The 21,540-nt window shown below is 71.2% G+C and carries 15 protein-coding genes and 2 pseudogenes; 7 read left to right on the top strand and 10 right to left on the bottom strand.

The features are described from left to right. Positions 1-65 precede the first annotated feature (65 nt). The gene (locus tag OG787_RS00470) at positions 66-566 is read left to right on the top strand and encodes an Lrp/AsnC family transcriptional regulator (RefSeq protein ID WP_369033936.1); all 501 of its coding nucleotides are present in this window, start codon (positions 66-68) and stop codon (positions 564-566) included. Between the two features lie 40 nt (positions 567-606). On the opposite strand, the gene OG787_RS00465 is transcribed toward OG787_RS00470, so the two are convergent. Together OG787_RS00465 and OG787_RS00460 are read right to left on the bottom strand one after the other, a co-directional pair. Beyond that, complete coding sequence (locus OG787_RS00465; protein WP_405533921.1) at positions 607-2,325, bottom strand: aldehyde dehydrogenase family protein; 1,719 nt, start codon at positions 2,323-2,325, stop codon at positions 607-609. Between the two features lie 5 nt (positions 2,326-2,330). Further along, the gene (locus tag OG787_RS00460; protein WP_405533920.1) at positions 2,331-3,377 is read right to left on the bottom strand and encodes a histidinol-phosphate transaminase; all 1,047 of its coding nucleotides are present in this window, start codon (positions 3,375-3,377) and stop codon (positions 2,331-2,333) included. Between the two features lie 329 nt (positions 3,378-3,706). Here OG787_RS00460 and OG787_RS00455 point away from each other — a divergent pair, with 329 nt between their 5' ends. The 3 genes from OG787_RS00455 (at position 3,707) to OG787_RS00445 (ending at position 9,337) form a co-directional block, all read left to right on the top strand. Further along, a complete protein-coding gene (locus tag OG787_RS00455; protein WP_369033939.1) occupies positions 3,707-4,981 on the top strand; it encodes a LacI family DNA-binding transcriptional regulator in 1,275 nt (424 codons plus the stop codon). A gap of 1,010 nt (positions 4,982-5,991) precedes the next feature. Then, on the top strand, positions 5,992-6,195 hold the full coding sequence (locus tag OG787_RS00450) for a hypothetical protein (RefSeq protein ID WP_405533919.1): 204 nt from the start codon (positions 5,992-5,994) through the stop codon (positions 6,193-6,195). Positions 6,196-6,280: 85 nt separating this feature from the next. After that, on the top strand, positions 6,281-9,337 hold the full coding sequence (locus OG787_RS00445) for an AAA family ATPase (RefSeq protein WP_405533918.1): 3,057 nt from the start codon (positions 6,281-6,283) through the stop codon (positions 9,335-9,337). Between the two features lie 19 nt (positions 9,338-9,356). Here the strand turns inward: OG787_RS00445 and OG787_RS00440 are convergent. After that, a pseudogene (locus OG787_RS00440) lies at positions 9,357-9,542 on the bottom strand (IS256 family transposase); the annotation flags it as partial. Between the two features lie 418 nt (positions 9,543-9,960). Here OG787_RS00440 and OG787_RS00435 point away from each other — a divergent pair. Next, positions 9,961-10,728 carry a Stf0 family sulfotransferase gene (locus tag OG787_RS00435; protein ID WP_369033942.1) on the top strand — a complete coding sequence of 256 codons (768 nt, stop codon included), beginning with the start codon at positions 9,961-9,963 and terminating at the stop codon, positions 10,726-10,728. Here the strand turns inward: OG787_RS00435 and OG787_RS00430 are convergent. The 6 genes from OG787_RS00430 to OG787_RS00405 all read right to left on the bottom strand — a co-directional run bounded on the left by OG787_RS00430 (position 10,693) and on the right by OG787_RS00405 (position 17,322). Next, complete coding sequence (locus OG787_RS00430) at positions 10,693-11,340, bottom strand: DUF5825 family protein (RefSeq protein WP_405533917.1); 648 nt, start codon at positions 11,338-11,340, stop codon at positions 10,693-10,695. The two genes, OG787_RS00435 and OG787_RS00430, sit on opposite strands and share 36 nt — an antisense overlap. After that, a complete protein-coding gene (locus tag OG787_RS00425; protein ID WP_405533916.1) occupies positions 11,340-13,289 on the bottom strand; it encodes a RiPP maturation radical SAM C-methyltransferase in 1,950 nt (649 codons plus the stop codon). Before OG787_RS00425 ends, OG787_RS00430 begins: the two co-directional genes overlap by 1 nt. Positions 13,290-13,306: 17 nt before the next feature. Continuing rightward, positions 13,307-14,089 carry a hypothetical protein gene (locus OG787_RS00420; RefSeq protein ID WP_405533915.1) on the bottom strand — a complete coding sequence of 261 codons (783 nt, stop codon included), beginning with the start codon at positions 14,087-14,089 and terminating at the stop codon, positions 13,307-13,309. Then, the gene (locus tag OG787_RS00415) at positions 14,086-15,102 is read right to left on the bottom strand and encodes a DUF692 family multinuclear iron-containing protein (RefSeq protein WP_405533914.1); all 1,017 of its coding nucleotides are present in this window, start codon (positions 15,100-15,102) and stop codon (positions 14,086-14,088) included. Before OG787_RS00415 ends, OG787_RS00420 begins: the two co-directional genes overlap by 4 nt. Further along, a complete protein-coding gene (locus tag OG787_RS00410) occupies positions 15,099-17,108 on the bottom strand; it encodes a B12-binding domain-containing radical SAM protein (protein WP_405533913.1) in 2,010 nt (669 codons plus the stop codon). The genes OG787_RS00415 and OG787_RS00410 overlap by 4 nt, the downstream gene beginning before the upstream one ends. A 61-nt stretch (positions 17,109-17,169) precedes the next feature. Next, the gene (locus tag OG787_RS00405) at positions 17,170-17,322 is read right to left on the bottom strand and encodes a hypothetical protein (RefSeq protein ID WP_369033948.1); all 153 of its coding nucleotides are present in this window, start codon (positions 17,320-17,322) and stop codon (positions 17,170-17,172) included. A gap of 224 nt (positions 17,323-17,546) precedes the next feature. Here OG787_RS00405 and OG787_RS00400 point away from each other — a divergent pair, with 224 nt between their 5' ends. Continuing rightward, on the top strand, positions 17,547-20,624 hold the full coding sequence (locus OG787_RS00400) for a lantibiotic dehydratase (RefSeq protein WP_405533912.1): 3,078 nt from the start codon (positions 17,547-17,549) through the stop codon (positions 20,622-20,624). A gap of 64 nt (positions 20,625-20,688) precedes the next feature. Beyond that, positions 20,689-20,820 (top strand): annotated as a pseudogene (locus OG787_RS00395) (IS5/IS1182 family transposase); the annotation flags it as partial. A gap of 112 nt (positions 20,821-20,932) precedes the next feature. On the opposite strand, the gene OG787_RS00390 reads toward OG787_RS00395, so the two are convergent. Continuing rightward, positions 20,933-21,478 carry an IS1096 element passenger TnpR family protein gene (locus OG787_RS00390; RefSeq protein ID WP_369033950.1) on the bottom strand — a complete coding sequence of 182 codons (546 nt, stop codon included), beginning with the start codon at positions 21,476-21,478 and terminating at the stop codon, positions 20,933-20,935. Positions 21,479-21,540 lie beyond the last annotated feature (62 nt).

Below are 21,540 nucleotides of genomic sequence, written 5' to 3'. Positions count from 1 at the left end.
TATGTGTTCAATACTTCGGGTGAATCGGCGATGAACTGCCGAAAACAGAGGCATGGGAGAACAAGATGTCCGAGGAAATCCCGCTGCCCGGGGCCACGGCCGGACGAACTGCCGTCGCGCTCGACGACATCGACCGGCAGATCCTGCACCGGCTCCTGGAGGACGGCCGGATCTCCGTACGGGCGCTCGCCGAGCAGGTGCACATCTCCCGGGCCAACGCCTACACACGTATCGGCCGGCTCGTCGCCGAGGACGTCATCACCGGCTTCACCGCACGCCTCAACGCCCAGCGGGCCGGCCTGGGGACGAGTGCGTACGTCACGATGACCATCGAGCAGAACGCCTGGCGGGACATCTCCCGCGCGCTGCGGGAGATGCCGTACGTGGAGCATGTCGCCCTTGTCACCGGTGACTTCGACGTCCTGGTGCTGGTGCGCGCGCCGGACAACCTGGCGCTGCGGCGGGTCGTGCTGGAGAGCATCCAGGCGGTGCCGGGGGTGCGCTCGACCCGGACCTGGCTGGTCTTCGACGAGGTGCGGGGGCCCGGCGCCAACTGGACGAACTGACGACCTGGCGAGCTGACGACCCGGGGGTGGCCGGATCCGGTCACACGTCGACCAGTTCGGCGGCGGGACCGCAGTCGGGCGCCGGTACGACGAGGGGCTGGGGCGGAGCGACGGCAGTCGCCGACGGGGCGCGACGCCGGGCGCGCACCACACGGAACCGACCGGTGACGAAGTGCGCGTCCGCGCCCGGCAGTTCGGCCAGGTCGGACGACGGGTCCGTGGGCAGGTCGGCGAGGTTCTCCACCAGATGCACCCCGGCGTCCAGCGCGGCTGTCTCCGCGGCGGCCAGTACCAACGGGTCTGTGGAGTACACCGAGGCGTACGGCGCGCCGTGCCGTGCCGCCATGGTGCGCAGCAGCGCCAGACTGTGCGAGGCCGATTCGGTCCCCACCAGGAAGGACACCGGCCCGGGCCACTCCCGCGTGTAGACGTGTGTGTGCCCGGCGCGCAGCCGCACCAGCAGCGGACTGCGCACGTCGGCGTCCGGATGGCCGGGATGGGGCACGGGGCCGGAGGCGTGCAGCACCGGTCCCTGGAGCGTGGCCTCCGCCAGCGCCTCGCGCACCTCCTCGGTGGTGATCGCGCCCAGCAGCCGTGCCACCCGTGCCGGGTGCGCCAGCAGCCGGTCCACGGCGTCGCCGATGTCGGCGCCCAGGTCCCGCAGGGTCCGGTGCCCCTCGTCGGTGGGGAAGCCCGCCTCCGGCACGAGGATGTTCTGCGGTGTGGTGCGCACCGTACCGCTGCACAGACAGGAGGCCAGGGCCAGGCTCCGCACCAGGCCCCGGTAGTCGTCGGTCGAGTCGACGACCACGGTGCCTGGTCCGGTCCGGTTGGCGAACACCGTGGCCTGGCGGGCGTTGCGCTCCAGCCAGTCGGCGAAGCGAGCAGGGCCGGTGAAGTCGACTATGCGCACGGCCGGGTCCGCGGCCAGCCGCCGGTGCACCCGCCGTTCCGGTTCCGCGACGGCCAACGTCACCACGTCGGGGTCGTGCCCGGCCTCCGCCAGCACCTGACGGGCGACCCGCACGGTGATCGCGAGGGGCAGCACCGAGCGCGGGTGGGGGGCCACGACGACCGGGTTGCCGGTCACCAGGCTGGCGAACAGGCCCGGATACCCGTTCCAGAGCGGGAAGTCGGGACAGCCCACGAGCAACGAGACCCCGCGGGGCGCGAGCGTGCTGGTGCCCCGCGGCGACTGCCGGGGCCCGCCGGGCCCGGATCCGTCCCAGTACCCGTCGGCCGGGACCTGCCCGGACTCGGCGTACGCCCGGGCCACCACCTCCAGAGCCCGGTCCTGTGCGCGCGGCCCGGCAGCGCGCAGTGCGGCTGCGAGCGGCTGGCCCGTGGTGTGGTGCACCGCGAGGGCCAGTTCGTGACTGCGGGTGTTCAGTCGCCGCAGGATCTCCACCGCGAGCCCCGCACGCCGGTACGGCCCGGCGGCCCGCCAGCCGGCCGCCGCCCGCCCGGCCGCGGCGACCAGCACGGCCGGATCGCAGCGCGGGTGGGTGATGTCCAGACGGATGCCGTACGGCGACGACTCCGTGCACGCCAGGCCGAGCGCGCCGGGCTGGCCCAGTTCGAAGGGGCGTCCCAGCAGGGAACGGAACACCTTGGCCGCCGTACGGGTCGACCTCATGCCGGCGTCGGCCGGGGCCCGCCCGGTCGCCTCGCTGAAGGGGCGAAGACACGAGCCGGTCGCGAGAGCGGCCAGTACGTCGCGGAGAAGTTCGTGGTGGCGTTCGTAGAGACCGGGGCGCACGGCCGTCAGCCTTTCCAGGTCTCTGCGAGCGCGAGCAGGGCGTCGTTCTCCTCCGGCAGTCCGATCGTCACCCGTACTCCCTCGCCGGGGAACGGGCGGACGACGACCTGCCCGTCGGCGCAGTGCAGGGCGAAGTTCTCGCCGTCCCCGCCCAGCGGCAGCCACACGAAGTTGGCCTGGGAGTCGGGCACCTCGTGGCCCAGCGCGCGCAACCGCCCTGTGACACGCTCCCGTTCGGCGACCGTGAGAGCGGCCCGCCGGGCGACCTCCGCCGGCTCGCCGAGGGCGACCACCGCAGCCAGTTGGGCGAGGGCGCTGACACTGAAGGGCACTTGGGTGCGCCGCACGTGCGCGGCGATGCCGGGCGGCGCCACGCAGTAGCCGACCCGCAGCCCCGCCAGGCCGTACGCCTTGGAGAAGGTACGCAGCACCACCACGTTCGGCCGGTCGCCGAGGAGGGCGAGACCGTCGGGAACGGCGGCCGGATCGGCGTACTCCCGGTACGCCTCGTCGACGACGATCAGCACGTCCTCGGGCACCCGGTCCGCGAAGTCCGACAGCGCCCCTGCGCCCACGGCCGTGGAGGTCGGGTTGTTGGGGTTGCACACGAAGACCGCCCGGGTCCGTGACGTGATCGCCGCCACCATGGCATCGAGGTCGAGAGTGTGCTCGCGCAGCGGCACGGGCACGGGCGTACCGCCCGCGACGGTGGTGAGGATCGGATAGGCCTCGAACGACCGCCAGCCGAAGACGACCTCGTCCCCGGAGCTGACGACCGTGTGCAGCAACTGCGCACACACCTCGGAGGAGCCGGCGCCCACCGCGATCCGCTCCGGTTCGACCCTGTGGTGGGCGGCCAGTGCCTCGATCAGCGGGACGGCCCGCAGATCGGGGTAGCGGGACACACCGCCGACGGCCTCGGCGAGGGTCTCGGCCACCCCGGGCAGCAGGCCGTACGGGGATTCGTTGCTGGCCAGGACGATCGCCCCGTGGGGTTTGCGTCCAGGGACATAGGCGGGCAGTCGGGAAAGGGACGCACGGACACGCACCATGCCGGTCTCGCTTCTGCAGCGTGGGGCCCGAGGCCTGGCCGTCGGGCACTTGACAGGCAAAGAGTGAAGAACGGACGACAGACACTCAACCACTTGGCGAATTCGGCTACAGATCGCCGATATCGGGACGTCTGTCCAGCAGACCGTCTCACGGAAGGCCTTCCGGGCGCTTCGGTACGAGACGGACTGCACGCCCCTCACCCGACCATCAGGTAGTAGTAGGTGGGGTGCGAGACGGGGCGGGGAGCGCAGGCGTAGGGCGACCTGGATCGCAGGGCTCTGCCGGGGCGTTCCAGCGGGGGGCGAGGGCGCGGTCCACGTGTCCGGTGATGCGAGGGCTTCGGCGGCGTTCCGATCCCGGACCCGACGAAACACCCGCGTGCGGCGGGACGCATGCCGCCCCCTCCCGCTGCCGTGGCGTCCGCCTTCTCCCGCCTTCGCCGGTGAACTCCCCGCGGCTCTCCCGGCCGGTACCGTTGCACCGACCGTGGTGCCCGGGCCGGCCGGGCGGTTGTCTTGCCCAACCGGGTGATCGAGTCGGGAGTGAGGGGTTCGCCATCGGAAGACCGACTCTCGCTGACGTCGCGCGGGAAGCCGGGACATCGACCGCCACCGTCAGTTACGTACTCAACAACGGTCCGCGCCAGGTGTCGGAGGAGCGCCGACGCCGTGTCCTGGAGGCGATCCGCAGGCTGGGATACCGGCCGAACCGGGTGGCTCGCGCGTTGCGCGGAGAACGGACGGGCCTGTTCGGGCTGGTGCTGCCCGATGCGACCCTGCCGTTCTTCGGCTCGCTCGCCAGAGCCCTCGAACGCGAGGTCTTCGCCGCCGGAGGGCTCATGTTCATCGGCAACACCGGCTTCTCCGAGGTGGCCGAGCTGTCCATCACACGGGCGTTTCTCGACATGAACGTCGACGGGGTCTTCGTGGCCGCAGAGGAGGAAGCGCTCGAGCTGGACGACACGCTTGCGGCCGGGGACGCCCGGTATGTGCGCATCCACTGCCGTCCTCCCGCGTCCGGTGCCCCGGTGGTCGCCTCCGACCACCGGCGGGCCGGGCAGCTGGCGGGAGAGCACCTGGCCTTCCACGGGAGACGTGAGGTGGTCTTCGTGGGCGCGGAGGGCCCGCAGGGAGTGGTGGGACTGCGTGAAGCCGGGTGGCGGCAGGCGAGCACCGGCGGGACCACCGTGGCCCGCACCGATCTCACACCGGCCGACGCCTACGAGAAGGTGGGCCGTGCCCTGCGGGACACCCCGCACGTCGACGGCATGGTCGTGGGGACCTACGGGTTGGCGAAGGCGGTCGTGGGCGCGGTCCTCGACCATGGTGCACGCGTTCCCGACGACATCGCCGTCATCACCTTCGACGGTGACGACCGAAGTGCCTTCGAACGACCGCGGCTGGCCACCGTGCAGCAGGACATCGACGAACTCGCGCGGCGCGCCGTGCGCATCGTTCTCGGTGAGCGGCGGGCGGGCCCCGAGAGCGAGCCGGACCTGCTGCCCGTGCACTTCGTCGGCGCATCCAGTTGCGGCTGCCCGGATCCGGACGCCGGGGTCGCTGTCCACGAGGACCCTTCGGACGTTCAGTTACACCTTCGTTGAGAGAAGTGGACATTGATCGCATGATATTTCTGCATCATGCCTCTAATCGATTAGAAACAGGTCGAGCGCCCATGGCGAAGAGTCGGGATCCGGAGGAGAACCACCCATGCCGCCCCATGCCGTCGACAGGTGTCCGTACGAGCCGGACCCCGAGGGAAGCCCGGCGGCGACCGCCCGTCTGTCGCTCGCGGTAGTCGTGGGGGGTGCGGGGGCTCGTCACGGCGGTGACCGGAGCCGCGGACACGCGGTTTCCGGGACCCCTGGCCGTTGGACGGGCCGCCCACGAGATGTGGGACGAAGGGGTCCCGCTGACGGATCTGGAGGCGTCGCCGAGGCGCGCCCTGATCGGGTTTCTGGCCGGCGCCGGTCTCGGCGTCGTCCTCGGTCTGCTGAAGGGACGCGTCAGGGCCGGATCCCCCTCGCCGGGAAGTCGGGCGAAGTGGACGGCTCTGGAACTGCTCCGGGGCGGCTTCACGACGACGGTCGTCGCGGGCGAACCCTTCGACGACCGGGCAGGGCGGCCCTGCGGGGCACGCTGGAGACGGGCATCCGCGTGGTCTTCGCCTTCGGGGACGCGGCCGACCGCACCACCCGCATGAGCCCCGACCGGCCGCCGCTGCCCGACACGGAGGGGTGCCTGCCGGCCGCAGAACAGGCCCTCGCGGAACCCGACGGCACGAAACGGGCGTCGGCGTCCCCGGCCTCCGGCACCGTGCACACCGCGACCCCACGTCTGCCGGAACGGGGCATCCGCCGGGGCCTGGGCACCGACGCCACCCGGCACGACGGCTTCCGCCTCCCCGACGCCGCGGAGACCGCCCGGCGTCTCACCTTCTCCCTCGCTGTCGACGACTTCGGCGTCGGCGTCGGCCGTACCTGGGTCCACGCGGCCACCCGCCGGACCGGGCGCGGTCACGGGCGCGCTGGAACCCGGCAAGGCGGCCCACTTCCCGGTCCTGGACCAGGACGCCTTCGAGACGGCCCCGGCCAGGGCCTTCGCCTGGTCCCTCGTGCGCTACCACGACCGTACGACGATCCGGGCGGCGTGCGCCGACGGCACCTTCGTCCTGGACCGCCAGGACCCCGTCCTGTCCGACGGCGACCGGTTCTTCGCCGAGGCCGCGACCCGAGGCAGGACCGCTGTGGCCGCCGCGTCGGTGTACAAGATCCACTCTCACTCGGAGCACGGCCGCAGCACGCGGCTCCTCCCGTGATGACCACCGCACAGATGATGACGATCGTACGGACTTTCGGGGCATCCTGGCCGACCGGCCCGAAGCGCCACCGAGGGGGACATTGATGGAGGGGGACGCGCTGGTGTCGGCGTTGGACGGGATGGCGACGATGCTGGTCGGCAGAGCCGAGGAACTTCAGCGGTTCGACTCGGTGATCGGCGGGCTGGGACAGGACGGTGTTCCCGCCGTGATCGACATCGCCGGAGACGCGGGCATGGGCAAGAGCCGGCTGCTCGGCGAGTTCTGTACGCGGGCGCGTCGGCGCGGGCTGACCGTGCTGCGCGGCAGGGCCACGGAATACGAGCGGTACACCCCGTTCCAGGCGTTCACGGACGCGTTCGTCGACGCCGACCCGGCCTTTCTCGCTTCGGATGCCGTGCCCGAGGCGGCGACACCGGTCCTGTTCGGCGCCGGCGCCGGTGTGGTGCCGGACGCGGCACGGGGCACGGGCAGCCGCGACAGGTTCGGGCTCTACCGTGCGGTGGCGGACGTACTGACCGGGCTCGGGGAGCGCGGCGGGCTGGTGATGGTGCTGGACGACGTGCACTGGGCGGATCCCGCGTCCCTGGAGCTGCTGGACCATCTGGTGAGGCATCCGGTGCGCGGGCGGGTTCTGCTGGCCGTGGCCCGCCGGGAACGCCAGACACCGCACCCGCTGGCCGCCGCGCTGACCCGCGGCGTCGACAGCGGCGCCGTCCTGCACATGGTGCTGCGCCCGCTGCCCGAACGCGAGGCCGTCGAGGCGCTCGCCCCCGACCTGCCGGCGGCCGACGCGAAGGAGATCTACGAAGCGAGCGAGGGCAACCCGCTCTATCTCCGCTCCCTTCTGCACGCCCACCGGCACGGTGCCCCGCAGCAGGGCACCGCCGCCCCGGCTCACGAGACAACCGCGTCAGGGGTGCCGAGCGGACTCCTCTCCCTGCTTCTGGACGAACTGACCGCGCTGACCGACGCCCAGCGCCGTACCGTCGAGGTGGTGGCGGTCCTCGGGGACCACGCCACACCAGCCATGGTGAGGGCTGCCGGACTCCCCACGCCGGAGGAACTCGACGACTGCATCGACGCGCTGGTGCGCCGGGATCTGGTGCGCCTCGGCTCCGACGGTCGCTGGATTCTGCGCCACCCGCTGCTGCGGGCGTCGGTCTACGAGCACACCCCGGCATCCCGGCGTGCCGAGATACACCGCACGGCGGCGGACGAACTGGCCCGGGCAGGTGCCCCGGCTGCCGAACGCGCCCACCACGTGGAGAGATCACTGGCGGGCTGGGATCCGGTGGCGGCGGCCGTGCTGAGCGAGGCCGCCACCCACTTCGCCCACACGGCACCCGGCACGGCCGCCCATCTGCTGGACGTCGTCCTGCGGCTCATGCCGGAGGACGACGTGTTCGCACAGCAGCGCGGCGAGCTGACGCTGGCGCGGGCCAGGGCGCTCGGAGCGGGCGGCAGCCTGCGGGAGAGCCGAGATCTCCTGCACACCCTGATCAGCGGCCCGGGGCAGGACGACGCGTCACTGCGCGGCGACGCGACAGCGCTGTGCGCCATGATGGAACGTCACCTCGGGCACTCCCCGGAAGCGATCGCCCTGTTGCAGCGGGAACTGGCCCGCACTCCCGCTCCCGGGCCGCGTCAGACGGTCTCCCTGGGACTCGCGCTCGGCATGGCCGCCCTGAACACCGTCTCCTACCCCGACGTGCGCGACGACATCGCCCGGACCCTCGTGGTCGCCCGCTCGCACGGCGACCTCATGGGAGAGACAGGAGTCCTGGCACTGGCGTCACTGGGGGAGGCATACGAAGGGTGCACCGGCGCGGCCCGTCGGTTCGCCGATGCCGCCGCCGATCTCGTGGACGGCTGCACCGACCCCAACCTCACGGAACTGTGCGAGTCGCTGGTATGGCTGGCCTGGGCCGAAGCCGTGCTGGAGCGCTATGCCGACGCGGAACGCCACGCCGACCGGGGGCTGGACATCGCCCGTCGCAGCGGCCAGGTCCACGTCCTGCCGCACCTGCTGAGCAGCAAGGCCTTCGTACAGCTCACCACCTGCCGGTTGCCTGCCGCCCTGGAGTCGGCGCAGGAAGCGGAATCCGTCGCCCGTGCCATCGGCAGCAGCGACCTCCTGGCCTTCACCCTGTGCTTCAAGGCACTGATCCTTCTCCTGTGCCGCCCCCTGGGCGACACCGGTGCCCTCACGACCGCCGAGGAGGCCGTCGCCGCGGCCGGCAGCAGCGCGCACTGGTGGGCCTCACTGGCCGGATGCGTACTCGGCCACACCGTGCTCGTCAGCGGTGACCCACGCCGCGCTCAGCAGGCCATCCTGACGGCGGGCGGTCCCGAACTGCGGAAACTACAGCCCTCCACACGCCCCGGCCAGTTGGACACCCTCGTCGCCACCGCCCTCGCGCTCGGCGACACCGAGCAGGCCACGCACTGGGCCGCACAGGCAGTCGAGGAAGCCGCCCGGATGGGGCTGCACGGCCAGCACGGTGCGGCACTGCGCGCCGAGGCCGCACTCGCCCAGCACCGGGGAGAACCACGAGAGGCCGCCCGCCTCTTCGAGCGCGCCGCACAGACCTACGCCCCCTCGGGCGCGACGCTCTGGGAGGCGTACTCCCTGCTCCTCGCATCCATCCAGGCACAGGCCGCGGGTGAGGGCGCGCGGGCCCTCACCCTGTGGGAGCGGGCCGGCCGGATCGCCGACGACGGCGGCGCACACCTGCTGTCCGACCTCGCCGCACTCATCCGCCCCGACGCCGGGGAAGCCCCGCCCGGTCCGACGGAATCCGACCGACCCGTCACAGGACCGGAACAGGTCGGCGAACCCCCGAGCACACCGACAGAGCTCGACCAACTGACCAGACGGGAAAGAGAGATCGCCGAGCTCGTAGCGGAAGGGCTGAGCAACCAGGCCATCGCGACGAAGCTGTTCCTCAGCTGCCGAACGATCGAGAGCCACCTGTCGGCCATCTACCGCAAGACCAAACTGCCTTCCCGGTCGGCACTGGCGGGCCTCGTGACGCGCACCGCCCTCGAACGGCCGACCGCGTCAGCCCCGGAACCGGGGTTCTTCGGAGCCGGACGCTCTCGGGTCTGTCCAGCCGACGGTGCAACACGGGTGGTGTGAGTTGGCGGCGGCCGACGGAGAGTCGGCCGTCGAAGGCGATGTCGAAAGCCTGGCGCGCGGGCTTCCAACGCAGGGTCCAGCGTTTGCGCCCCTGGCCCGTGGGGTCGAGCCTCATGGCGGCCTTGTAGAAGCATTTGAGGGCTGCGGCCTCGTTCGGGAAATGCCCGCGGGTCCGGACGGCTTTTCGTATGCGCGCATTCATGCTCGGGCAGGTTGCGGTGCCGGCTGCTGGGTCGGTGCGGAAGTCGTCGACGGTGAAGCCGCCGAGCACGGTCGATGCGCCGTCCCACCCGTCCAGCAGATCACCGGCAACGGCCGCTTCGTGGCTGCCGGGACCATGCGGCGAAGGAGTTCCGGTGGACGTACTCGACCTTGAGCCGGAAGGTAGTGGCGGTGGCGTAGGTGCGAGATCGGCTTGTTGCCGGCCTGAGTTCGACTCGGCGCAGATTCCGCTGTGCGCGAGTGGGCACGGCGATGGTCAAGTTGCCCGGGCGGAGCCAAGGGCGCCGGCCCAGCCACCCGGGCCGTGCGGGGAATGCGGGTGGGGTCCAGATCGCTCGGTGTACGCGCTCGGGGCTGCGCCGCCGGTGACAACCACTGGTGCCGGGCGAGAAGGTGTTCTCATGGTGCTGCGCTATCGGACCAACGCTCCGGAGTTCGACTTCCCGTCCTTCACCGGTCTGCCGCCAGTCCGTTATGTGCTGGCGTCGACCCCTCGGTGCGGCAGCAACATGCTTGCCCGTGCCCTGTGGCGCACCGGGCTGGCCGGCTTCGCCGAGGACTACTTCGCCGACGCCTTCGTACTGGACTACTTCGAGCGGTGGGGATTCGACTCCGGAGATCCGCAGGAGTTGGCGGCGGGGTATGTGCGCCGGCTGATGACGCACCGCACCAGCCCCAACGGCGTGTTCGGGCTACGGATCCACGCGGGGCACCTCGGAAACCTGGAGGTCGACCCGTACGACGTCCTCCAGGCGCCTCGGTACATCTGGATCCGACGCAGGGACCGGTTGCGGCAGGCCGTGTCGTACACCATGGCCGAGCAGACCGGTGTCTGGATCCTGGACGGGACCTATCTGCCGGAGGGGAGTGCGTTTGCCGCTCCCCGGTACAGCTATGAGGAGATCCGTCGGCATCTGCGGATGCTCGACCGCGACGCGTCGGTGTGGGAGGAGTACTTCGGCCGGCACCGTGTCGTTCCGCATGTGGTCGTCTACGAGGACATGGTCGTCGACTACGAGGCAGTCCTGCTGGACTGCCTGGACTTCCTCGGTGTCGGTGCGCCCGCGTCGGTGCCGACGCCGGGGATCAGGCGTCAGGCCGACGAACTGACGGAACAGTGGATCGAGCGGTTCCTACGGGATCGTCGTGCTGAGCGGCCAGCGTCGTAGGCGGTAGGGCGTCCACCACACGTAGCGCCCGACGCGATGGACCAGGTTCTCGCGCAGGTGACGCTCCAGGACCCGCTCCGTCGACGCCGACGCGACCACCGGGACGCCGTCCAGCAGCCCCTGGAACGCCGTACTCCGGGGTGCCTGGACGACCAGGCGGCGGAAGGAGCCCCAACGGTGGTCGCGGATCTCCAGGAAACCGGGGCCGCGGCGGTAGCCGCACTTCGCGATGTGGAACGAGCCGCGCCACGCGGTGACGACGTGTTCCTCGTTGTCCTGTCCCGTGGGGCCGCGGAAGAGAGCCGCCGGTGGGTACAGGTGGCTCAGCGCCTGCCACTGCGCAGGGTCGGCCATGCGCAGTGTCCAGTCCACCGCGATGCCGTGACCGGTGAGTTCCCGTATGAGGAGGAGGACGGCGACCGCTGACGCACCGTCCGGATCGGTGAGGTCCACGAGTTCGTGGACCTGCACGAACTGGACGCCCTCGGCGGCGAGTTGTCCGACGGCGTCCACCGGGTCGTCCGGCGGACCGTCGAGGGTGCCGCAGTGGATGCCCGGCAGCCGCCTGGCCGCCGGATCGCGGTCCCTCCACAGCGTCAGCTCCGGCCTCATCAGGTCCCTCCCCATTCCGGGGCGGCCAGAGCGGGGACGAGCGACATGTCGCCCCCGTGCAGTCCCGCGCCGTCCAGCCGCAGCAGGTCCTGGTTGGCCACGGCGGGCGCCACCTGCACGTACTGGCCGCCTTCGGAGAAGACCAGGCCGAGGTCGCGCCAGCGCGCCAGCAGTCCGACGACGCGCTCCTCCGTCACCTTCCCGTCCGGCTCCCGCGCGTCCGCGCACCGGGCAGCGGCCTTACGCAGCAGTGCCCCCGGGCTGTGCGGCGTGTCGAGCAGCCGGAACACCGTCACTTCGAGCGGGTCGGTGAGGTCGAGGAGCCGCCAGGAGAAGCCCGGCCGCGTGTCGACCAGGACGATGTGCTCGCCGAGGTCGCAGTGGGTCAGGCGGCTGCGCGGGTACGCCCGCGTCCAGTCGGCGACGGCCGTGCGCAACCGATCCCGGCAGCCGTCGGCGATGCCCCGGTGCGGGGAGTCGAAGATGTACACCAGGTCGGCGAGTTCGCTCTCCGGCAGGTCGTAGATGTGGTGGTAGTGCGAGGCGGGCCGTAGTTCGCCGAAGCCCAGTTCCGGCCGGTCGAAGTAGGGACTGAACCGCTCGACCTTCAGACGGGTGGAGTTGGCCGGCGGCGCGAGATGGTGCAGTGCGGGCAGCTGGTCGATGATCTCGTCGTAGTCCTGGTCGGTCTCCCCGGGGAAGCCGTAGAGGTAGTTCCAGCTGACGTTGACGCCGACGGTCTCCGCGTCCCGCAGCAGCCGTACGTTCTGACAGCCGGTCACCCCCTTGTCCATCAGCTTCAGCACCCGGCTGCTGAGGCTCTCCACGCCGGGCTGGACATAGCTGATCCCGGCCGCGTACAGCGTCGCCAGCTGCTCGCGCCGCAGGTTCGACTTGATCTCGTAGCACAGCCGCAGGTCGTACCCGGACTCTTTCAGGAGCGGGGCCATGGAGGTGAGGTAGGCCATGTCGAGGATGTTGTCGGTGACCCACACGTCCAGCACGCGGTGGCGCTCGACCAGGCCGAGGATCTCGTCCACGAACCGCCGAGGGTCCTTGCTGCGGAACTCCATGAACGAGCCGTTGAGGCCGCAGAAGGTGCAGTGGTGCTTCTCGCCCCACCAGCAGCCGCGGGAGGCCTCCACCACCAGCCGCGGCTCCACCCAGCCGCCCGCCGTGGACCGGGCGTGCCGCTCGAAGTAGTCGCCGTAGTCCGGGGTGACCAGGGCGCCCGGGGGCAGCGGGGCGGCGTCCATGGGATGGGCCACGGACCGGCCGTGCCCGTCCCGGCGGCACAGGCCGGGGATGGCGGCCAGGCCGTCGGCGTCGCCGTCGCATAGGGCGGCGAGCAGCCGCGGGAACGCGATCTCGCCCTCACCGCGCACCACGAAGTCGACCTGGGGGAAGTTGCGGTGCAGCGCGGCGCCCTGCGGACCGTCGCAGTTCGCGCCGCCGAAGACGGTGACGGTGCCGGGTGCCAGCTCCTTGACCATGCGGGCCGCCGCGAGGGCCGCCGCGTTCTGCGCGAACGTGGTGGTGAAACCGACCACGTCCGGTGCCGTGGCGGCGATCTTGGCGGCGGTTTCCCGTACGAACAGCGGCGCGAGTTCGTGCAGTTCCCGCGCCTTGGCCAGCATGCGGTCCGGCATCTTCCCGCCGAAGTGCTCGGTGAACTCCGCCACCCGCCACCGGGGTCGGCCGTTGAGCGCGGCCGAGAAGATCCATTCACTGTGTCCGGAGAAGTACGAGGTCGAGCAGAACTCGTACTCCTCGAAGCCGTACTCCGTGCGGGCGGACACCCAGTCGGCGAAGTCGAGGTTGGCGTGCACCACCTCGACGTCCGCGGCGCCGTCGGGAAAGACGTCGAGGATCCGGCGCTTGAGAATGCCGAGCGCGAGGGACGGCGCGTCGAGCGACGACCACGGCATGTCCACCAACACGATGTGCACGGTGCTTCCTCTCCCCGTCACCACAGTCCGCGGCGTGCCAGTGCCCGCCGCGCGGTCTCGCGCCGCGCCGTCGATTCCGCCTCGAAGGCCGCCGTCACCCGCCCGGACACCACACCGTGAGCCAGCCCGGCGGACGTGGTGAAGTACGCGTATTGGACCGCCTCCGCGTGCACGGCGCTCTCAGCGCTCCCGGCCTCGGGACGCTCGCCCGACGTGGTTGCCCAGGCGGCCACGGACGCCTTCCCATAGCTACGTACGGCGGCATGGCCCCGGTCGGTGCGGACGATGCCCTCCGCCTCGATCACGAACGACAGCGGCTGCTCGCAGGTCAGCGCGGTGAACAGGGCGATCATCAGCTCGTGGGTCACGGTGTCGCGCAGCACCCCGGACCCGGCGCCGTCCAGCAGATAGGACGCGAACGCCTCCTCCGCCGACAACCCGGGAGCGGTGTACGGGATCAGCCGGAACCGGGCGAAGTGCGGCGAGCCGAGAAAGCCGGTGAGCAGTTCGGACTCCGTGGCACCGGCGTCCTGGAGCAGCCGCAGACTGCGCGGGAACGTGGTCGCGAGGCTGCCGCCGCTGCCCGGCCGCCAGACCTGGGAGCGCAACCGGCGCGCGGTGGTGTCCAGTTCGGCCAGATCGACTGAGGCCAGGCACTCCAGCTCGCCGGGATCCGCCGCCACGGCCTCGGCACCCTCCTCGGCGAGCCGGGCCCGCAGGTCCGCGTCCAGCAGCAGCCGCATGAGCAGATCGGTCAGCCGCTCGCCGTCCAGCGACGCGCCCGCTTCCACCGCCGTCACGCTGCCTCCCCGCGCTGCCAGGCGGCGACCAGGTCCCGCAGCCGCGCGTAGTTCCGCCGGGACTTCTCGACCAGCTGCCCGTCCTCGCGGTACATCGGGTCCTCGTAGGACACCCCGAGCAGGTTCGGGCAGCGCGGCAGCAGATACTCGGTGAGTTCCAGCTGCTCGTCCAGCAGGACGCCGTGGTGCAGGTCGCGGAACTTGCCGCCCACGATCTGACAGCCCGACAGGTGCAGTTCCCGGCAACGGGACAGGGGCAGCGCCTCGATCCCGTCGTACATGCTGCTTCCGGTACGTCCGCGCAGCCACTGGTAGCTGAGCAGGTGGCCGACGTCGAGCGTCACCCACACGTCGGCGTCCTGCGCCAGCCGGGCGAAATACACGAAGGCGTCCATGTGTCCGAGGACGAACGAGCCGCCCTCGGTGAAGCCGGGGAACTCGACGTGCAGCGGAGGATCCAGCAGCCGGGCCGCCTCCGCGACGTTCCGGGTGGCGATCTCCAGGCCCGGCTCGGTCAGCGGCGGAGGCAGCGGATAGGGCATGGGTATACCGCGCAGGCTCCAGATGCCCAGGTCCTCGACCACCCAGGAGAAGCCGTAGCGGGCGGCCAGTTCGTTGGTGAACTCGGCGGCCGGGCGGCGGTCGTAGTGCTCGGGCGTGCCCATGTTCAGCTCGGTCTGGTGGAAGGCGTGGGCCGACCCGACGGGCAGCGCGTCGAAGAAGCGGTCGTACGCGCGCACGTAGTCGGCCGTCCGTACGCGGGCACGCGAGCGCGGCTGGAACGCGAGGGCCGAGTAGGCGAAGTCGCCGCCGTGGCGGTGCAGGAAGGCGCGGACCCGGTCGGTGATGTCTCCGCCGCCGTCGTCGCTCTCCACGAATCCGATGCCGCGCCTGCCGAGGCGTCCGCCGCCCCACGGCATGTCCATCAGTACGCCCAGGCCCATCCGGCGCGGGGCTTCCACGATGGTGTCGGTACGGGCGCCTCCGGGTGCGGTCCGTGGCGGTTGTGTCATGACGAGCTCCTGGCTGAGGGTGCCGGGACGGCTGAAGGTGCCGGGACGGGGGTGCCCGCCGCCGCATCGGCCAGGCGGGCGAGCAGCCGACGGCCACGGTCGGTACGGGCCGTCAGCAGACCGTCGGCGCTCTGTCCCACGTGGGCGCGGGGGAGCGCGTAGAACCGCTCCCGGACGACGTCGGCGACGGTGAGACGGTCTGCCGTACCGACATCGGCGTACGCGGGCACGGTACGTACCCACGTGTGCGGACGCAGGGCCTCGACGGCGGGCGCGCGATGGCCGTTCGGGGCGGGGTGCGACGGCGCCGGGGCGTTCGTCCGGCCCGGCCTGACAGTGCGGAAGATCCGTACCAGCCGGTCCAGCGCCTCGGCGCGTGTCGGGCCGCCGGGGACCGTCAGCGGGTGGCCGACCCGGCCGGCCAGATAGCTCAGCTCGGGGTTGCCGGCGAGGCGGTCCGAGGTGTCGAGGGCGAGTCCGTACTCCTTCGGGCCGCTCACGAGTCTGCTGCCGGGCTCCGCCACCATCAGCTCCAGCGCGTCGATGCCGATCCGCCGTTCGTTGTCGACGAGGAAGCGCAGTGATGCCTCGAATTCCTCCGGCGTCTCGTCCAGGACCTGGCCCATCGCGGTGAACCGGACGGTGATGCCCGCCGCGTCGAGGTTGTCGAGGATCCGCTGGAAGTCGGCCGCGCGCACGCCCCGCTCCAACCGGTCCAGCAGGCGCTGCGCGGTGCCCTCGTAGCCGACCGAGATCATCGCGCAGCCGACCGCGGCGAGGTCGTGGCAGAAGTCCGGGTCGGTCAGGGCCGACTCCAGCCGGCTTCGCACGCCGAACCGGACCCGTATGCCGCGTTCGCGTACCGCGCGCATCGCTTTGAGGACCAGCCGCAGATTGGTGTTCTCGTCCGCGACCGACACGTACCGGGTGTCCGTGGAGCGGACCACGGCCTCCACGGCGTCGGCGATCTGGGCCGCGGTGCCCTGTTGGTAACCGCCTTGCGGGAGCGAGCGGTTGCCGTACGAGCAGAACGCGCACCGCCCCCAGTAGCAGCCGACGCACGAGACGATCGCGAGTTCCAGGGCGTTGTTGAGATAGGAGCGGAACGGCAGTCCGGTGAAGTCGGGCGGCCCGAGGTCACGGAAGCGCAGGGTCACCGCGGGCCCCGTGCGCGGCCCGGTCCCGGAACGCGGCAGCCAGGTCATGCCGGGTACTGCGGCGAGCGGAACCGTCCCGTCGAGCGCGTCCAGCCAGCGTTCGAGTGGCTCTTCCCCGGCGGTCGGGCACAGGGCGTCGACCGTCTCCCGGACACCGGGCAGCCGGGCGAGGCTGTCGTGGCGGAGCATCACCTGCTGACCGCCCAGACAGATAAGGGTGTCCGGCGCCAGCTGCCGGACCCAGCGGGCGATCAGCAGCGTCGGCGCGAGCTGGCTGAAGAACGCCACGGACAGGCCGACCACCCGGGGGCGATGCCGGCCGAGCAGTTCGGTGACCATGCTGTGCAGCGACCCGACCGGTACGCCCGACGCGGCGGGCGGCCGGTCCGCGGCCCGGTGCACTGCGTCGTCGAGTTGTCCGAGGTCCTCCCAGGTGCGTACCAGGAAGGTGTCGCGGACCAGGAGTTCGAGGGCGAGAGTGGCGAGCCGGACCGCGAGGTCGGGGCCCAGCTCGCCGGCTGGCTCCTTGTGCAGGACGTGGGCGCGCAGCGCGCCGATGTGCGCGGCGAAGACGTCGGCCACCGCCCGGCGATACCACGTGCCCACGGCCGTACCGTCGTCGCCCGTGTCCTGGGCTCGGACCGCGTCGTCCAGCAGCGTGGGACTTCGCAGCAACTCATGGAGCACGGCGATGTTCAGGTCCACCTGGTGAACCCGCCGACCCCGGCGCCGCAGGTGGCCGGTCAGGTAGGGCGTGCTCAGATACGGGAAGAACCTGGCCTCGCTCTGCGGCGGGAAGATCAACAGGACGTCGGTGCGGGTACGGTCCGCCGACGAGCTGGACGGCACGACCCACCTCCTCGTCTCACCGGTCTCGTCCGTCGCAGAGTTGCTCCGGCCCTCGGACGTCCTAGTCGGAGATGTCGTCCGTGTTCTCCGCCGCGATGTAGGTGTACGTGTGGTAGGCCGCGCCGAGCTTCAGCTCGCTGGAATCGATCACTTCGAGTTCGTCGAGTTCACCGAACTCCTCATCAACCAGTTTCTCGGGAATTGCAGCAGTCATGGTCTTCTCCCCTTCGCCGATGTGATGGGAATATGCCGCTTGCCGTGCATCCGCCCACGCTAGCCAGACCGTACATGTGTCAATAGCCCCTACAACGTCGTTTCCTCTGGACGGAATTCAGCCAGGTCAGCGGCTGATAGTGACCTTGGGGCACGGGAGTGGCGCAGGAGCCGCCGTGACGACCATGACTCGTAATCGCCGTCGGAACCGGGCAGTCAGGAAACATGGACGACCACACCGCCCAGCCGCCGGGGGGCCGCTTGTACCGCCATGTCGATGCGGTCGTGGTGCGGGCGGCAGTCTGGCGTCCCGGCCAACCGGTTGTCTGGCCGGACCTGACCGGCCCGTCCGCACACCCGGAGTCGTGGCGGGCATGGCTTCAACAGCTGTGGCAGGCGACCGACTTCGCCGCCGCGGTCGACTTCTCCAGCCCGGACCTGGCGAGACAGGTGCATCAGATATGCGCCGGCAAGCCGGTGCCGGACCTCGCCGTGCGGCGCGCGGTGCTTTCGGTGCTGCGCTACCTTCTGCGGGCCCGCTCACGGGCCACTCCGTTCGGCCTGTTCGCCGGTGCCCAGGCCGCTCGTACGGGGTCCGTTCCCGTGGTGCGTGCGGGCATCCGGCACCGGGCGGTCTCCAGACCGGACGCGGTATGGACGGCGGCTGTCGTCGAGCGTCTGGAGGAACACCGTGTGCTGCGGCCCGGATTGACGCTGCTCGCCTCCAGCCTCGCGCTCGAGCGCGACGGACGCCTGATGATCGAGCACCGGGCGAGCAGTGCGCACGGCGGCGACCCCGTGCATGTGCGGATACGCGCGACCGGGCCGGTCCGCATGGCCATGGACGGAGCGCGGGCGCCAATACTGTGGGCGGATCTTGCCAGAATGCTCTCCGCCGGTTTCCCGTCCGCCTCACCCACTGCGATCGAGAACCTTCTCGCGAACCTGGTACGACAGCGATTCCTGATCACCGATCTGCGTCCCGCTGTCACGGCCTCCGACCCCATCGCCGTCCTTCTGGGACGGCTACAGCACCTGCCCGCGGCCGAAACCGCCGAGTTGCGTGAGGTCGCGGCGGGACTGGCACGGCACGACGACGCGTCCACCGCCTCTGCGGGCGCCCACACCGAGCGCGCACGGGTGACGGCCGCGATGCGACGTCTGGCTCCCACCGTGAAACCCGTGCTCGCCCTCGACCTGCGGTTGGACTGGGACCTGGTGATCCCGGAGGCGGTGGCCGTGGAGGCTGCGTCGGCCGCCGCGGTGTTGACCCGCCTCGCGCCGCGGGCGGTACTGAGTCCCGGGTGGGCTGCCTGGCACGCTCGCTTCCTCGACCGCTACGGCCCGGGGGCAGTGGTCCCCGTCCTGGACGCCATCGACCTCCTGGGCTACCCGGCCGGCTACCTCGGCTCCCCGGTCGCACCGACGGGCTCGCCGCTGACTGCCCGGGACAGCAGGCTGCTGGCGTTCGCGTACAACGCCGCACTGCGACGCCACCCCCAGGTCCGACTCGATGACGCCGCGATCGACGAACTGGCGGTGGCGAACCCCGGCAGGCCCGTGCAGCCGAGCACCGAGGTGACGGTACGGATCCACGCCGCGAGCGTATCCGCCCTGGAACACGGGCAGTTCACGCTGCACGTCGTCGGGGTGGCCCGTGCGGCCGGCATGGCCACCGGACGCTTTCTCCACCTGTTCGACACCGACGACCGCCGCCGAATGACCGACGTGTACGCCGGCCTGCCCGGTGCACAACAGGACGCGCTGATCGCGCAGATCAGTACCACTCCGCTGTACATACGCTCGGTGAACGTCGCGCACGCCCCGCAGGTCGCGGAGCTGGTGATCCCGGTCGGCGACTACCACGGCCCGGACACGGGCCGACTGCCCGTGACGGACCTGGCGGTGACCGCCGACGCCGAACGGTTGCACCTGCTCTCGGTCTCCCGCCGCCGTCCGGTGCACACGATGCTGCTCAACGCGGTGGATCTGAACCACCACACCCATCCACTGGCGCGGTTCCTGGTCGAGGCACCGGTGGCACTGGCCGTCCCCTGCACAGGGTTCTCGTGGGGAGCCGCCGTTTCCGGCCTGCCGTTCCTCCCCGCACTGCGCTACGGGCGCACCGTACTGTCTCCGGCCCGCTGGACACTCCGGAGCGGTGACCTGCCCGACGCGGGGACGCCGTGGCCGCGGTGGGACGAGGCCCTGGCCGAGTGGCGTCGTGAGGTCGGCCTGCCCGAGCACGTGTACCTGGGCGACTCAGACCGGCGCATGATCCTGGACCTGGCGGAGCCCTCGCACAGGGTCCTGCTCCGTACCCACGTGGAGCGCGACGGCCACGCGCTGCTGCGTGCCGCGCCCGAGCCGGAGGATCTGGGCTGGACCGGCGGGCGCGTCCACGAGATCGTCATCCCGCTGGCCGCCGTGGACCGGACCCGAGCACCGGTCCGTGCATCCGGTGACGTCGTCGGTCGGGAGGCCGGCCGGTTGCCCGGCTGTGGCAGCCCGCTCTCCATTGGCTTGTACGGGCATCGCGACCGTCAGGATTCGCTCCTGATCCGGCATCTGCCGTCCCTGCTCGGGGAGTTGGGAAAGCCCCGCTGGTGGTTCGCGCGCCACCGCGATCCCGAGGACCACCTGCGTCTCCGGCTGATCTGCGCACCCGGTTCGATCGGCACCGTGGTCGGGCAGGTCGGCGAGTGGACCCGGCGGCTTCGCCACGCGGGCCTGATCACCCACACGAGCCTGGAGACCTACTATCCGCAGTCCGCGCGCTTCGGTGGTCCCACGGTCATGGAGGCGGCCGAGGAGTTCTTCGCCGCCGACTCGGCAGCCGTCCTTGCCCAGTTGACCGCACTCGCCGGTCGGGATGCTCCCGACAGTCGTGCGGTGACCGCAGCGAGCATGGTCGACATCGCCGTCGGCCTGCTCGGGGACGGCGAGGAGGCGATGCATTGGATCGTCGGCCACACCCACACAGACCGCAACGCCCCACCCCGGGCGGTCTACGACCAGACCATCGCCCTGACGTCCGCCCTCCTCAAGCCCCCGGGTCCCGGCACACCGGTGCTTGACACGCCCGTCATCGCGAGCTGGTCCGCACGCCGCGCCGCGCTCGCCGCCTACCGCAGCGCGCTGGAGGGCGCGGGGACGCTGCCCCCGCAGGACCTTCTCCCGGACCTGCTGCACCTCCACCACGTCCGCATGCGCGGACCGGACCTCCCCGAGGAACGCGTACATCTGCACCTGGCGAGAGCCGCCGCACTGAGCCGGACGGCACGAGCAAGGAGAACAACATGACCATGGCAGCCCCGGCGCCGCCGTGCTGCCGCCGCCGGACCGGCGCGCGCGCCGACGTGCCCTGACCTCCACTGACGTGCCCGTGACGAGCCAGGGAACGGACGACGCGAAGAAGATCGTGAGGCGGAAGCGGGGCACCCTCACCGACACGATCGGCCTGATCCTCCCCGTGACCGTCACCGCCGCGGGTCTCGCGGGATCTCCTCCGCGGCCCCGTCCACGGATTTCCCCGCACGCAGCCACTTCAGCTCCCCACCATGGCCACTTCGATTCCCCAGTGGCGGCCATTTCGTGTACGTAGCGTGAGGTCACCCTCGGCGCTGATCGCCCCACCACGGCAGGAGTGGCGGCAGGTCACTGAGTCCGTGGGCCGGCCGCTTCGGCATCGGCGTCTCCCCGTCGTCGCCGTCCCAGCGACGTGTGTACTGGTCTGGCAGGCTGCCCCAACCCCAGTAGGGAGCCGGGCGATCGGGAGCCTCGCCGAGCTCGTCGAGGGGGTCGATGTGCTTGTCCGCCACCGTGCACAGATGGGCCCAGTCATCACCCATGTCGAATACGTAGGCGAACTGCTCGCCCGGCTGCAACCTGCTCAGCTTGGTGGCGGGACCGTCCACGGTACCGTCGGGGGCCTCGCCGTCCCACCGGTCCAGAGGACTGACCCGGGTGCCGTCGGACAGCGTGAACAGGTGCAGGTGGGCCAAGTCCCAGCGGCCGAAGGCGAGATCGATAGCCGAGGCGAACTGGGTGAAGGAGTGTGAGGGCGCGGCAGCGAAGATCCGGCCAGGGCGCGGCCACAGGTCTGCGCCGTGCCCAGAGACCAACTCGACCCGAATGGACAGCCATGTACGCGCCACGATCAGAACCCCTTCATGAGCCATGCCTCCGAGCCGGAAACGAGGCTACTGAGTGTGACCGT

Origin of the sequence: Streptomyces sp. NBC_00075 (assembly GCF_045041225.1) — a bacterium.
In the GTDB taxonomy this organism is placed as follows: domain Bacteria; phylum Actinomycetota; class Actinomycetes; order Streptomycetales; family Streptomycetaceae; genus Streptomyces; species Streptomyces adonidis.
The sequence above is the reverse complement of the archived record's forward strand: the minus strand, read 5'-3'. Positions and strand labels throughout refer to the sequence as shown.

Excerpts from the sequence above, each read along its gene's own strand:
- OG787_RS00470 (WP_369033936.1), top strand. The coding sequence starts at position 66 with ATGTCCGAGGAAATCCCGCTGCCCGGGGCCACGGCCGGACGAACTGCC.
- OG787_RS00460 (WP_405533920.1), bottom strand. The coding sequence starts at position 3,377 with ATGGTGCGTGTCCGTGCGTCCCTTTCCCGACTGCCCGCCTATGTCCCT.
- OG787_RS00455 (WP_369033939.1), top strand. The coding sequence starts at position 3,707 with ATGCGAGGGCTTCGGCGGCGTTCCGATCCCGGACCCGACGAAACACCC.
- OG787_RS00445 (WP_405533918.1), top strand. The coding sequence starts at position 6,281 with ATGGAGGGGGACGCGCTGGTGTCGGCGTTGGACGGGATGGCGACGATG.
- OG787_RS00435 (WP_369033942.1), top strand. The coding sequence starts at position 9,961 with ATGGTGCTGCGCTATCGGACCAACGCTCCGGAGTTCGACTTCCCGTCC.
- OG787_RS00430 (WP_405533917.1), bottom strand. The coding sequence starts at position 11,340 with ATGAGGCCGGAGCTGACGCTGTGGAGGGACCGCGATCCGGCGGCCAGG.
- OG787_RS00415 (WP_405533914.1), bottom strand. The coding sequence starts at position 15,102 with ATGACACAACCGCCACGGACCGCACCCGGAGGCGCCCGTACCGACACC.
- OG787_RS00405 (WP_369033948.1), bottom strand. The coding sequence starts at position 17,322 with ATGACTGCTGCAATTCCCGAGAAACTGGTTGATGAGGAGTTCGGTGAA.
- OG787_RS00400 (WP_405533912.1), top strand. The coding sequence starts at position 17,547 with ATGGACGACCACACCGCCCAGCCGCCGGGGGGCCGCTTGTACCGCCAT.